Origin of the sequence: Streptomyces sp. NPDC050636 (assembly GCF_040654775.1) — a bacterium.
GTDB lineage: Bacteria > Actinomycetota > Actinomycetes > Streptomycetales > Streptomycetaceae > Streptomyces.
In genome coordinates this window covers 266,833-279,021 of the sequence record NZ_JBFAIP010000005.1, presented here as the reverse complement: position 1 = coordinate 279,021, position 12,189 = coordinate 266,833, and the positions used below count along the sequence as shown (strand labels likewise).

Sequence of the window (12,189 nt, the reverse complement as noted above, 5' to 3'; positions counted from 1 at the left end):
ACGTCTGCTCTCCAGAGCTTCATTTTCGGCCAAAACCACGGCATTTTCCGGATATTGGCGTACGAAGCCGAACGCGGAACGGCGGCGCAACGATCCGCCAGCCTACCCTCCGCGGGTTGCCGTCCTGGTCACGGGTGAGGAACGCGATAGCCGCTCAGGAGAAAGACGACGGAACGCTCGCGTTCGACCCAGGCCGTGGTGTCCAGGTCGACGGACTGCAGCAGCGCGCACTCGACTTCGTAGCCGCCGTCGGCCAGCGCCCGGCCCACCGACTCGGCCTCGTCGCGGGTCGCCGCGTGGGTCACGATCCGCTCGGGGCGGCGGGCCGCGCAGGCGGTCACGACCGCCGCTCCCCCGCCGCCGACCCGCACCACGTCCGGCTCGGGCAGGTCTTCCAGGATCTGCGGCGCACGCCCGTGCACGGCCTGGAGTTGGACGCCGTGGCGGCGGGCGACCGCGGTGGTGCGCCCGCAGGCGTCCGCGTCCGCGTCCACCGCGATGACCGCGGCGCCGAACCGCGCGGCCTCCACGGCCGCGGCGCCGCTGCCGCAGCCGATGTCCCAGACCAGATCGCCCACCTGCGGCCCCATGCGGGCCAGTTGGGCCGTACGCAGCTGGACGGACTCGCCCTCGTCCAGGACGCCGCCGTACGCGCGGGCCGGAAGTCCCCAGCCGCGCGGGCCGGTCGGATGGCCCACCTCGTGGGCGGCGATCCAGCCGGTCCCCCGCGAGTGGACAGCCGCGGCGCCGCCGGGCGAACCGCCGATGACAATCACGACATTGGGGTCGCGCCAGACGTGGTCGGCGGCCTTGTCGGATGTGAGTACCGTCACCTGCTCCCGGTCGGTGCCGAGTTCCTCGCAGATGACGAAGGTGCGGTGGACGCCGCGCAGCAGCAGGGCGAGTTCGGTGGGCCCGGCGCCGGGCGAGGTGAGCACCGCGACCTTGGTGTGGGCGCGGCAGACGTTCACCGCGCGGCGCAGATCGCGGCTGTGGGCGACGACGATCTGGGCGTCGTCCCAGGGCATTCCGGCCCGTGCGAAGGCGGCCGCGACGGCCGAGACGGCCGGTACCACTTCCACCTCCAGGCCGAATTCGGGCGCCCGGAGGGTGCGTACGACGCCGAAGAAGCCGGGGTCGCCGTCGGCGAGGACGACCGCGGTGCCGCGGTGCTGGGCGATACGGCGGGCGGCGAGGGACAGGCTGCCGAGCCGGATGCGTTCGGCGTTCGGCGGGACCTCGGGCAGTGCCAGGTGGTGGGCGGCGCCGGCCACGAGCGTCGCGGCGCCCAGGGCGGAGCGGGCGGCGGCGGTCAGCGGCGAGCCGTCCCATCCGATCACCGTGACCCGGTCGGCCATGCTCGTCAGTCTCCTGGGGCTGCTGTGGATACGCGGGCGGGGTGCCGGCTCCGCGGGGCTGTGGCGGGGGTCCGCGCTGGTCGCGGAGGTGCCCGCAGGCCGAGACTACCCCGGGAGGTCCAGACCTGAGCGAGGCGTGTTCAGTTCCACTCGGGGTAGGCGAACCCGTTGGCGTCGGCCAGCCGGCCGGGGACCCCGTCGAGGTCCTCGGGCAGCAGGCTCCACACGATCAGATCCGTACGGATGTCCGTCCAGCCGCCGTCCTCCGTGCGGCTGCGGGCTATCCAGGCGTTGCGCAGCACGCCCTCGCTGATGCAGCCGATCTTCTGGGCGACCTGCTGGGCGGCGGTGTTGTCGGCGGCGGTGCGCAGCTCGATGCGTTCGAACTTCAGGTCGTGGAAGAGCCACTGTGCGACCGCGAGCACGGATTCGGAGGCGTAGCCCTCACCGCGGGCCCAGGGGGCGGTGACATAGCCGATCTCGGTGCTAAGCACCCGCCAGTCGGTGTGGTCGACGTGGATGGTGCCGACCAGGCGCTGGGTGAGGAATTCGGTGACGGCCAGGGCGATGCCGCGGCCTTCGGTGCGGACGGCGGCGGCCTTGCCGGTGGCCCAGGCGCGGGCGTCGGCGGTGGTGTAGGGGTGCGGCAGATCGGTCCAGGCGGTGACGAGTTCGTCGGTCATCATTTCCGCGAGGGCGGGCACATCGGCCTCTTCGAAGGGGCGCAGCACCAGCCGGTCCGTGCTGATGGAGATGTCCGGAAAGGTGGATGTCATGCCGCTGCTCCAACGCCGTTGACCATGGTGTGCCGGGACATCACGGGCCGTTTCTCCGTGAGTTCGCGGGCCGTCCGGCCCGTCTTGAATGCACCAGCATGCAGCATCTGCCTGCGGGTTCGCCACGCGATGGGCCCCGGCCGCGCGGTGCGCGGAGCCGGGGCCCATCAGGACAAAGGCGTGCGTCAGCTCTTGGCGGGGCCGAAGGCGGGGATGACGGAGCCGTCCTTGTACTTGTCCTGGAGGAACTTCTTGACCTCGTCGGAGTTCAGGAGCTTGGCGAGCTTCTTGATCCGCGGGTCGTTCTCGTTCCCCTTCTTGACGGCCAGGAAGTTGGCGTAGGGGTTGTCCTTCGCGTTCTCCAGGGCCAGCGCGTCGGTGGACGGCTTGAGCTTGGCGCCGATGGCGAAGTTGCCGTTGATGATCGCGGCGTCGACGTCGTCGATGCGCGGCGCGGTCTGCGCGGCCTCCAGCTCCGTGATCTTGATGCCCTTGTCGTCCTTGACGTCGGTCAGCTTGGCGTCGGAGCCGACGCCGGGCTTGAGGGTGATCACGCCGTTGTCGGCGAGCAGCTTGAGCGCCCGGCCCTCGTTGGAGGGGTCGTTGGGGACCGAGACGGTGCTGCCGGACTTGAGGTCGGAGAGCTTGTCGAGCTTCTTGGAGTAGAGGCCGAGCGGCTCGATGAGCACGTTCTGGACGGGCACGATGTGCGTGCCGTTCTGCTCGTTGAAGGTGTCGAGGAACGGCTTGTGCTGGAAGAAGTTGGCGTCGACCTGGCCGTCGTCCGTGACCTTGTTCGGGATCTTGTAGTCGGTGAACGGCTTGACGACCAGCTTCAGGCCTTCCTTTTCCGCCAGCTTGTTCTTGACGAAGTCGAGGATGGCGCCGTGCGGCGTGGGGCTGGCGGCGACGACGAGCGGGGCGTTCTTGTCCCCCTTGTCGCTGCTGGCGGTGGTGTCGGAGGGGGCGCTGCAGGCGCCGGCGCCGAGGGCGACGGCGGAGGCGGCGGCGACGGCCACGGAGATCTTGACGGTGTTGCGCACGAAGAGTGCCTCTTTCTTGTTCACACGGGCTGGTTGGCGCCGCGTGGTGGTATGCCCGGCAAAGGGTCCGGGCTTCTGTGGTGCGGGTGGGGTTCGGGGGTCAGGCGGCCTCGCTCGTGGCGACGGCCGGCTCCTCGGTCCGTGCGCGGCGCGTACCGCCGAGCACTCGACGTGCGGAGGAGCGGCCGCCGCGGCCGGCGAGCCGGCGGACGACGAGGTCGCCGAGCAGCTGCACGACGGTGACGAGGAGGATCAGCTCCACCACGGTGGTGATCATCAGCGAGGTCTCGTACTGCTGGTAGCCGTAGGTGTAGGCCAGGTTGCCGAGCCCACCGCCGCCGACCGCGCCGGCGATCGCGGAGTAGCCGATCAGCGTGATGACGGTGGTGGTGACGGCCGCGACCAGCGCGGGCAGCGCCTGCGGGAGCAGCACCTTGAAGACGATGGTCCAGGTGCCGCCGCCCATGGCCTGGGCGGCCTCGACGAGGCCGTGGTCGACCTCGCGCAGCGCGGCCTCCACGAGGCGGGCGAAGAACGGGATGGCGGCGATGGCGAGCGGGACGACGGCGCCGGTCGGGCCGATCGAGACGCCGACGATGAGGCGGGTGAAGGGGATCAGCACCACGATCAGGATCAGGAACGGGAAGGACCGTCCGATGTTCACGATCGCGCCGAGGACCTTGTTCACCACGACGTTCTGCAGCATGGCGCCGCGGTCGGTCAGATGCAGCAGCACGCCGACCGGGATGCCGATGAGTACGGCGTAGAACGCTGCCCACCACACCATGAAGAGGGTGTCGAGCGTGTTGTCGTACAGCAGCGGCTGCATCTCGGTCCAGCTCACTTGGCACCTTCCTTGAGCAGCGCGGCGGCGGGCGCCGGGATCGCTGTATCCGCTGTATCCGCTGACTCGGCTGTCTCGGATGTGTCGGCTGTGTCGGCTGTGTCGGCCACCTCTGCGACGTCGACCTGGAGTCCCTGCTCCCGCAGGAAGCCGATCGGCACCACGTTCTCCTCGAAGCGGCCGGGGAGTTCGATCCGCATCCGGCCGATCTGCTTGCCGCCGACGGTGTCCATGGCGGCACCGAGGATCGAGATGTCGACGTTGTAGGTGCGCGACAGCTCGGAGATCACCGGGCGGGTGGCGGCCTCACCGTGGAAGGTGATGTCGACGACGGTGTGGTCGTCGGACGAGGGCTCGCCGCCGACCGGGAACAGCTCCCTGGCCAGTTCGGAGCCGGGGGTGGCCAGCAGTTCGGCGACCGTGCCCTGCTCGACGACGCGGCCGTTCTTCATCAGCGCGGCCGAGTCGCAGATCGTCTTGACGACGTCCATCTCGTGCGTGATGAGGACGATGGTCAGGCCCAGCTGGCGGTTGAGGTCGCGCAGCAGCTGGAGGATCGAGCGGGTGGTCTCCGGGTCCAGGGCGCTGGTGGCCTCGTCGGAGAGCAGCACCTTGGGGTCGCCGGCCAGCGCGCGGGCGATGCCGACGCGCTGCTTCTGGCCGCCGGAGAGCTGCGCCGGGTACGCCTTGGCCTTGTCGGCGAGGCCGACCAGGTCCAGCAGCTCCAGGGCCTTGCGGGAGCGCTCGCGGCGGTCGACCTTGAGGATCTCCAGGGGCAGTTCGACGTTGTCCTGGACGGTGCGCGAGGACAGCAGGTTGAAGTGCTGGAAGACCATGCCGATATGGCTGCGGGCGGCGCGCAGGGCGGCGTTGGCGCGCTTCTGGTTGCCGGCCAGCGCGGTGAGGTCCTGGCCGGCGACGGTGACCGTGCCGGAGGTGGGGCGCTCCAGGAGGTTGAGGCAGCGGATCAAGGTGGATTTACCGGCACCGCTCTGGCCGATGACGCCGTACACCTCGCCCTCGCGGACGTGCAGATCGACGCCGTCCAGGGCGGTGACATCGCGGTCGCCTGAACGGTAGACCTTGGTCAGGCCCGTTGTGGTGATCACAGGGAATTCCGTCACTGTCGAGTGCTCGGCGGCTCGCCCGCCGGGCACGGGGCATTCTTGCGAGTGCGGCAGAGGGGAACGGGGAGCGGCGGCGGGCGCGGGGCCCGGCTCCGGGTTCCGGTGACGCGGGGCGGCCGACGGCGTCGGGGACGGCGCATGGCAGCGGGGTCTCGCTTCGGGGCGCGAGGCTCAGGCGGGGGCCCTCAGCAGTCACACATTCGACACATGCAACGAGCACCGGGCGTCGTGATCGCCTCGGTCGCAAGGGTGCGGCTGCTCGTCGTGGTCATGGCGGCAAGTAAACCAGACACGAGTACGGGCCGATCAAGCCTGTCCGAATAGCGGACATGACTGACCGACCCGTGGACGGATGCTCAGTCCGCGACGGTGATCTCCACCGTGCCGTCGATGGCCTGCGCGGATACCGCCGACAGATCCGGGACGACGACGTCCGCGGCCAGCTCCCCGGCAGGGTGCGTTGTGGTCAATGCCACGGTCGTCATCCCGGCCGCACGGCCGGCGGCCAGCCCGACCGGCGCGTCCTCGAACACGACGCAGCGGGCCGGGTCCACACCGAGCCGCGCGGCCGCCAGCAGGAACGGCTCCGGGTCGGGCTTGCCGCGGCTGATGTCATCGGCGGATATCAGGTGCTTCGGGTGCACCCCGGCCTCGGCCAGCCGGGCCTCGGCCAGCCGGCGGGTGGCGGAGGTGACCACGGCCCACCGCTCGGCGGGCAGGCTCGCCAGCAGCGCGTGGGTGCCGGGCAGCGCGGCCACCCCGCCCTCGACGTCCTCGACCTCCAGCTGCTCGATCCGGGCCAGCGCCTCCGGCACCCGGTCCGCGGGCACCAGATCGGCGACGATCTCGGCCGCCGGACGCCCGTGCAGCCCGACCCGGACGAAGTCCTCCGCGGTGACGCCGTACTCCTTCGCCCACCGGGTCCAGCAGCGGTCGACGGACTCGATGGAGGAGACGAGAGTGCCGTCATTGTCGAAAAGGAGCGCTGCAGCGGAGATCTTCATGTTTCACGAGGGTACGTGCCACGGCGGGGTCGGCCGCAGTCGCCCTCTGCGCGCCGATTAGCATCGCCCCATGCTCCACAACCCCACGGCGCGCGGCCCCGCCGCCCGGAGGTCCCGATGATCGACGCGCTGACGATCGCGGTCGCGGTCACCGCTCTCGCCCTGGCCTCATGGTGCGGTTTCGCCGCGTACCGCGACCAGCCGACGAAGGACTGGCACTTCATCGGCATGGCCGTCGTGTCACTGCTCGGCATCGTCCAACTGGTCATCGCCGTCGTGCAGTTGGCACGCGGACAATCGCCGGAGCAGGGCACCGCGATCTTTGTGGCCTATCTGCTCGGGGCGGCCGTGTGCGTGCCCGGGACCGGGTTCATGTCGCTCTCGGAGCGCACCCGCTGGGGTTCGGCCACCGTCGCGGCGGGCGCCGTGGTGCTGGCGGTGCTGGAAGTCCGGCTGTTCGACATCTGGGGAGGCGGCAGTGCCTGAGACCTCGGCGACCAATGCGGCGCCCGCACCGGCCGACCATGCCGCCGGCGCGGCACCGGCGAAGCTCCCCCAGAGCCCGAACGGCCTGGGAGGTACCCCCACCCTGGGGACCGGCCCCGGACGGCTGCTGGTCACCCTCTACGGCGTCTTCACCGTCGCGGCCGCGTCCCGCTCCGCCTTCCAGGTCATCGCGCAGTTCGACCTGGCCCCGCTGGCGTACAGCCTCTCGGCGGTCTCCGCGGTCGTCTACGGCTTCATCACGTTCTCGCTGGTACGGGGCGGCGAGGGCGCCCGCAAGGCCGCGATCGTCTGCTGCGCGCTGGAGCTTGTCGGCGTGCTGGGCATCGGCACCTGGACGCTGGCCGACAAGTCCGCGTTCCCCGACGCCACCGTCTGGTCGGACTACGGGATGGGCTATCTCTTCATCCCGATCCTCCTGCCCGTCACCGGGCTGATCTGGCTGCGCCGGGCCCGCACGACCGAAGGCTGACGATGCACGGGGTCCCCCGAAGCTCTTAGGGAGCAGGGGGACCCCCATCCTCTCCCCTACGCCCCGGTGACCGCCGCCACGGCGGCCGCGCCCTCTTCCAGCACAGCCTTTTCGAGCGTGATCAGGCTCAGTCTGCGGGTGAGCTGCTCGGTCCCGACCGGCGCGTAGCCACGGCTGCGGTACAGCCGAAGATTGCCCTCGCTGCGGTGGCCGGTGAAGAGCCGGTAGCGCTTGGCGGACCGTTCGGCCGCCAGCCGTCCCTCGACCGCGTCGAGCAGCCGTCCGCCCAGGCCGTGCCGCTGCATCCGCGGATGCACGATGAGCTTGGCGATCTCGCCGGTGCCGGCCGCGTCGACGGTGCCGCGCACCGCTCCGACCACCTCCTCGCCGAGCCTGGCCACCACGACACAGCCCTCACCCAGCTCGGCCCGCAGGGAGTCCAGGGTCTGGGTGAGCGGCTCGATGCCGTAGTCGTCGTACAGCGCGGCCTCCGTCTGGTAGCAGAGGTACTGGAGTTTGAGGATCTGCTCGGCGTCCTGGTCGGTCGCCGCAGAGATGGTCACGCTCGTGCCCATGCGCGTATGCCTCCCCTTGTCGGTTCGCTCGGTGCTTCCGGAGTCCCCGGAATTCGACAGCGGCAATCTCCGCGGCGGGTATTCCGCACACGCATTCCGGACAACGGGAACGGACCGACCCCAACCGCCCTTGTGACATTCCCAACTCGGGGGAATGCGGGGAGGTGGGGCCGGTCCGGGAGCCGGAAGCCGGGTGCGGCTACCGGTCAGTTCTTGCGGAAGTCCGCCGCGGCGAGCAGCGCGGTGTCCGGGTTGTCGGAGAAGATGCCGTCGATGCCGGTAGCGAAGTACGCCTTCAGGGCGCCGAAGACATCACCGTAGGCGTCGGGGTCCTTGCCGACCCGGAAGTCGAGCGGCAGGAAGCTGTTCTCGTTCCGCATGGTGTACGGGTGGACGGCCAGGCCCGCGGCGTGCGCGTCGCGGACGAGCGTGGTGGGCTCGCCGAGCTTGCCGCTCTCGTCCTGCGCTATGACCTGCGGCAGCCAGGGGCCGATGCCCTGGGCGAAGCCGGCGAGCCACCTGAGCCCCTCGGGCTTGAGCAGGTCGGCCGTGGTGCGCGGGTCACCGGACTCGACGAAGTCCCAGGGCCGGACGCTCGGCTCGTCGAGCAGGACGACCTTGGGGCAGTGCAGGCCCAGCTCGCCGAGCCGCTGGATGCTGCCGGGCTCGAAGGACTGCAGGAAGTTCGGGGAGCTCTTCCGGTGCCGGCCGTGGGCGCGCAGCGCCTTCGCCAGCCGCTCCTCCAGGCCGAGGCCGAGCTTGCGGAAGTAGGTGGGGTGCTTGGTCTCGATGTAGAGCCACACCGGGCGGCCGCGCTTCTTGCCCTCGCGCTCGGCCCACTGCAGGACCTCTTCGAAGGTGGGCACCTGCCAGCGGCCGTTGTAGAGGGTGTTGTGCTGGCGGACGTCGGGGATGCGCTCCTTGGCGCGCAGCGTCTTCAGCTCGGCGAGCGTGAAGTCCTCGGTGAACCAGCCAGTGAGGTCCTTGCCGTCCACGGTCTTGGTGGTCTTGCGGCCGGCGAACTCGGGGTGGTCGGAGACATCGGTGGTGGCGGTGATGTCGTTCTCGTGACGGCAGACCAGATGCCCGTCCTTGGTCGGGACGAGGTCCTGCTCGATGATGTCCGCGCCCATGTCGAGGGCGAGCTGGTAGGAGCCGAAGGTGTGCTCGGGGCGGTAGCCGCTGGCGCCTCGGTGCCCGACGACCAACGGGACCGGCAGCCCCCGGCCCGCGGCGCCGCGCGCACCGGCGCTCTCCTGGCTCGCGCTCGCCTGGCCGGCGCCGCCGAACACTGCCGCTCCCGCGCCGAGGGCCGCGGCTCCCAGCACCGTTCGCCGTCCCGGCTGCTGCCGCTTCTGCATACCCGCACTCCTTGTTCTGAGGGGTCGTACTGCGGAGGTGTTCCGCGAACTTCCAGGACGTACCGATACACCCGGCGACATTCCCGGGCACGCCATCGCATTCCTGAAGTTCCGGCTGCTCCCCACCTGTCCCGCACCTGTCAACGGGACGGACCAAATCGTATGCGTGGACGGATCCCGCCGGGGAGACGGCCGACGGCATCCGGGGGAACAAGGGGAAAATGCGTGTCAACTCTGCGTATCGACCTCGTGAACCCGATGTGCGCACGGGGGTAACCCGCGAGTATGGTCCTGGGCTGCAGAGTTCTGCGCTCGCTCGACCTTGACCAGCCACTACCCGGAGGACCCGTTGTCCCGCATTGTGCTGAAGGCGATTCTCGGATTCGTCATGCGTGTCCTTTTCCGCCCGACGGTTGAGGGCATGGAGCGCATTCCCGGCAGCGGACCGGTGATCCTGGCCGGCAACCACGTCACCTTCATCGACTCGCTGTTCATGGTGCTGTGCGTCAAGCGCCAGGTCTTCTACATCGGCAAGGACGAGTACGTCACGGGCAAGGGCGTCAAGGGCCGCCTGATGGCGTGGTTCTTCTCCACCGGCGGCATGATCCCGGTGGACCGGGACGGCGGCCACGGCGGCGTCGCGGCGCTGATGACCGGCCGCCGCGTCCTGGAGGAGGGCGAGGTCTTCGGGATCTACCCGGAGGGCACCCGCTCCCCCGACGGCCGGCTCTACCGCGGCCGTACGGGAGTCGCCCGCCTGGCCCTGATGACCGGCGCCCCCGTCGTCCCGTACGCGGTGATCGGCACCGACAAGGTCCAGCCGAACGGCAAGGGCATGCCGCGCATCGCCCCGGTGACCATCCGCTTCGGTGAGCCGCTGGACTTCTCCCGCTACGAGGGCATGGACCGCGACCGCTATGTCCTGCGGGCCGTCACCGACGAGGTGATGAGCGACGTCATGCGGCTGTCCGGCCAGGAGTACGTCGACGTGTATGCCACGAAGGCCCGGGCGGCCTGATTCCTTCCCCGTACGCCGGGCCCCATCCGCTCCTCGGATGGGGCCCGTTGCGTTGCTCCGGGGCTCAGCAGGGCACCCGGAAGCCGTTGAAGGCGCGCTGGCCTTCGGGCCCGCTGGTCGACGCCGTACGCAGCGCCGCCTCGGGCCGCGGCATCGCACTGCCGTCGGCCTGGAGCACCTGCGGGCGTTCCGTGACGGTACCGATCCGGGCGCCGGGCACCTCCGCGTTCTTGACCGTCACCCGGTCCAGCGGTGCGGGCGCCAGCCGCTGCCGGGCGCGGACGAAGGAGACGAAGCTCTCGAAGTCGCGGGCGTGCCGGACCGGTGTGGTGAATCCGTTGAAGGCGCTGTAGCCGTCCTGGTTGATCAGGGTGTACGAGGGTGCGGCGAGGCGGTAGCGGCGCTCCGGGTCGAGGGCGGTGCCGTTGATGTGCACGTCGGCGGGGGCGATGCGCCGGCCGACCGGTCCGGCCGCGTCGAAGGCGTAGCGGACGTTGGCGGAGACAGCCAGCGGCGCGAAGCCCAGACCGCCGCTTCGGGTCGGCGCCCACTGCTCCTCCAGCGCGTCGTGGATCTGTGCGCCGGTGACGGTGACCGTCATGACCGGGTCGCCGAAGCCGACGGAGTTCCAGGCCTGCCCGAGGGTCACGGTGCCGCCTGACGCCTCGTCACGAACCAGGTCCCCGGCGATGACGGCCTGTCCGACGCGTGGCACGACCGCGATGACGGCGAGTTCCGCGGTACCGCCGGTGCCGCTGTCCTGGTCGTCCATCGGGCCGGGCGGCTGCCCCGCCGCCCACAGCGCCCAGTCGGCCACGAGGTCGCCCATGGTGCTCTCGCCCGCGGCGTTGCGCCGCCGGGTGAAGGAGGCGGTCTGCTTGCCGATCGGGGTACGGGCGCGCCGGGCGCCGTGGCCCGCCCAGTAGTCGGCGATCGACCGCAGCCCCTTGTGGGGCGTCACATCCCGGGTGTTGGGGTGGTTGGTGGCGGTGGTCAGGGACCGGACCACGGAGCCGGTGTCGGGGTCGAGCCGAAGACTGATCTCGTTGACGAGCTGTCCGTAGCAGCCGGCTTCGACGAACGGGCGGGGGTTGCCGTCGGGGTCCGGCAGCATCATGGTGAAGGCGCGGTGCCAGTGTCCGGTGACGATGGCGTCGATGTCCGGGGAGACGCGCAGCGCCAGGTCGTAGGCGGGGCCCGACGGGTTGCTGCCGCTGGTGAAGTCGCTGCCGGCGACCGCGCCGTCGTGCATGCTCAGCACGATCGCGTTGACGCCGCGTGAGGTGAGTTCGGCGGCGCAGCGGTTGGCGGTCTCCAGCTCCTCCAGGGTGCGCAGGCCCGGGTGGTAGGAGCCGGGGAAGGACTCGGTGCCCATGGCGGTCAGATGGATGAAGCCGATCGGCAGCTCGCGGCCGCGGCCGTCGTCCACGTACGCGATGTTGTACGGCGGCAGAACGGTCTTGCCGGTCTCGTTCCACACCATGTTGGCGCTGTAGTAGGGGAAGTCGGCGCCGGGGAAGCGGCGGCCGGTGGAGTCCGTGAAGGAGTCGTCGCGACCGACGACGGGGAAGGAGACGCCCTGTTCCATGTGCGAGGTGAGGAACTTCACGGACCTGTCGAATTCATGGTTGCCGGCCGAGGCGAAGTCCAGGCCCATCGCGTTGAGCGCCTCGATGGTGGGCTCGTCGGCGAAGGAGGACACATCGAACTCCCAGCCGGAGAAGAGGTCTCCGGGCGCGAAGAACAGGGAGTTGCGGCGGCCGGCCCGCAGCCGCTCCAGATGCGCGGCCATATAGGCGACGCCGCCCACGGTGTACTTCCTGCCGCCCGCCCCGGTGATGACGGAGTTGCCTCCCGGGGCGCCCTGGAGGAAGCCGTGCAGATCGGTGATGCTGAGCAGCTGTACGTCGACGTACTCGTCGGCGGTGGCCGCGTCGCGGGCGTGGCCGGTGGCGTAGGCATCGCTGCCGATGGCGCTCGCGGTGGCCAGTGCCCCCGCCGTGGTGAGGAAGGACCGTCGTCCGATGTCGCGCACTGCGTCACTCTCCTGAGCGGGCCGGCCGTAGGGGACGACGGGAGAGTCAAACGGGTGCGCGACAGCTTGATC

The 12,189-nt window shown here is 70.4% G+C and carries 12 protein-coding genes; 3 read left to right on the top strand and 9 right to left on the bottom strand.

Annotation, left to right across the window (positions count from 1 at the left end):
* Positions 1 to 128 precede the first annotated feature (128 nt).
* The 6 genes from cbiE to AB0I10_RS08415 form a co-directional block, all read right to left on the bottom strand.
* Entirely contained in the window at positions 129 to 1,358 is a 1,230-nt protein-coding gene (cbiE, locus tag AB0I10_RS08440) for a precorrin-6y C5,15-methyltransferase (decarboxylating) subunit CbiE (RefSeq protein WP_363151561.1), read from the bottom strand.
* A gap of 140 nt (positions 1,359 to 1,498) precedes the next feature.
* On the bottom strand, positions 1,499 to 2,134 hold the full coding sequence (locus AB0I10_RS08435; protein WP_363151560.1) for a GNAT family N-acetyltransferase: 636 nt from the start codon (positions 2,132 to 2,134) through the stop codon (positions 1,499 to 1,501).
* A 185-nt stretch (positions 2,135 to 2,319) separates the two neighbouring features.
* Positions 2,320 to 3,201, bottom strand: coding sequence for a MetQ/NlpA family ABC transporter substrate-binding protein (locus tag AB0I10_RS08430; RefSeq protein ID WP_363151559.1), 882 nt, complete (start codon positions 3,199 to 3,201; stop codon positions 2,320 to 2,322).
* Positions 3,202 to 3,277: 76 nt separating this feature from the next.
* Positions 3,278 to 4,021 (bottom strand): methionine ABC transporter permease, encoded by a 744-nt coding sequence (locus AB0I10_RS08425; protein ID WP_363151558.1) that lies wholly within the window; start codon positions 4,019 to 4,021, stop codon positions 3,278 to 3,280.
* Positions 4,018 to 5,130: an ATP-binding cassette domain-containing protein gene (locus AB0I10_RS08420; RefSeq protein WP_363151557.1), complete on the bottom strand. Its 1,113-nt coding sequence runs from the start codon at positions 5,128 to 5,130 to the stop codon at positions 4,018 to 4,020. The genes AB0I10_RS08425 and AB0I10_RS08420 overlap by 4 nt, the downstream gene beginning before the upstream one ends.
* Positions 5,131 to 5,504: 374 nt before the next feature.
* Positions 5,505 to 6,152, bottom strand: coding sequence for an HAD family hydrolase (locus AB0I10_RS08415; RefSeq protein ID WP_363151556.1), 648 nt, complete (start codon positions 6,150 to 6,152; stop codon positions 5,505 to 5,507).
* Positions 6,153 to 6,269: 117 nt separating this feature from the next.
* On the opposite strand from AB0I10_RS08415, the gene AB0I10_RS08410 reads away from it, so the two are divergent.
* Both AB0I10_RS08410 and AB0I10_RS08405 read left to right on the top strand, forming a co-directional pair.
* Positions 6,270 to 6,638: a hypothetical protein gene (locus AB0I10_RS08410; RefSeq protein WP_363151555.1), complete on the top strand. Its 369-nt coding sequence runs from the start codon at positions 6,270 to 6,272 to the stop codon at positions 6,636 to 6,638.
* Between the two features lie 85 nt (positions 6,639 to 6,723).
* Complete coding sequence (locus AB0I10_RS08405; RefSeq protein WP_363151587.1) at positions 6,724 to 7,128, top strand: hypothetical protein; 405 nt, start codon at positions 6,724 to 6,726, stop codon at positions 7,126 to 7,128.
* Between the two features lie 56 nt (positions 7,129 to 7,184).
* Here the strand turns inward: AB0I10_RS08405 and AB0I10_RS08400 are convergent, their stop codons facing one another.
* Together AB0I10_RS08400 and AB0I10_RS08395 are read right to left on the bottom strand one after the other, a co-directional pair.
* A complete protein-coding gene (locus tag AB0I10_RS08400) occupies positions 7,185 to 7,703 on the bottom strand; it encodes a GNAT family N-acetyltransferase (protein WP_363151554.1) in 519 nt (172 codons plus the stop codon).
* A 206-nt stretch (positions 7,704 to 7,909) separates the two neighbouring features.
* Positions 7,910 to 9,064, bottom strand: coding sequence for a glycerophosphodiester phosphodiesterase (locus AB0I10_RS08395; RefSeq protein WP_363151553.1), 1,155 nt, complete (start codon positions 9,062 to 9,064; stop codon positions 7,910 to 7,912).
* Between the two features lie 349 nt (positions 9,065 to 9,413).
* Between AB0I10_RS08395 and AB0I10_RS08390 the strand changes: the two genes are divergently transcribed.
* A complete protein-coding gene (locus AB0I10_RS08390; RefSeq protein WP_363151586.1) occupies positions 9,414 to 10,082 on the top strand; it encodes a lysophospholipid acyltransferase family protein in 669 nt (222 codons plus the stop codon).
* Between the two features lie 64 nt (positions 10,083 to 10,146).
* On the opposite strand, the gene AB0I10_RS08385 is transcribed toward AB0I10_RS08390, so the two are convergent.
* Positions 10,147 to 12,117 carry a bifunctional metallophosphatase/5'-nucleotidase gene (locus tag AB0I10_RS08385; protein ID WP_363151552.1) on the bottom strand — a complete coding sequence of 657 codons (1,971 nt, stop codon included), beginning with the start codon at positions 12,115 to 12,117 and terminating at the stop codon, positions 10,147 to 10,149.
* Positions 12,118 to 12,189 lie beyond the last annotated feature (72 nt).

Excerpts from the sequence above, each read along its gene's own strand:
- AB0I10_RS08400 (WP_363151554.1), bottom strand. The coding sequence starts at position 7,703 with ATGGGCACGAGCGTGACCATCTCTGCGGCGACCGACCAGGACGCCGAG.
- AB0I10_RS08410 (WP_363151555.1), top strand. The coding sequence starts at position 6,270 with ATGATCGACGCGCTGACGATCGCGGTCGCGGTCACCGCTCTCGCCCTG.
- cbiE (WP_363151561.1), bottom strand. The coding sequence starts at position 1,358 with ATGGCCGACCGGGTCACGGTGATCGGATGGGACGGCTCGCCGCTGACC.
- AB0I10_RS08415 (WP_363151556.1), bottom strand. The coding sequence starts at position 6,152 with ATGAAGATCTCCGCTGCAGCGCTCCTTTTCGACAATGACGGCACTCTC.
- AB0I10_RS08395 (WP_363151553.1), bottom strand. The coding sequence starts at position 9,064 with ATGCAGAAGCGGCAGCAGCCGGGACGGCGAACGGTGCTGGGAGCCGCG.
- AB0I10_RS08435 (WP_363151560.1), bottom strand. The coding sequence starts at position 2,134 with ATGACATCCACCTTTCCGGACATCTCCATCAGCACGGACCGGCTGGTG.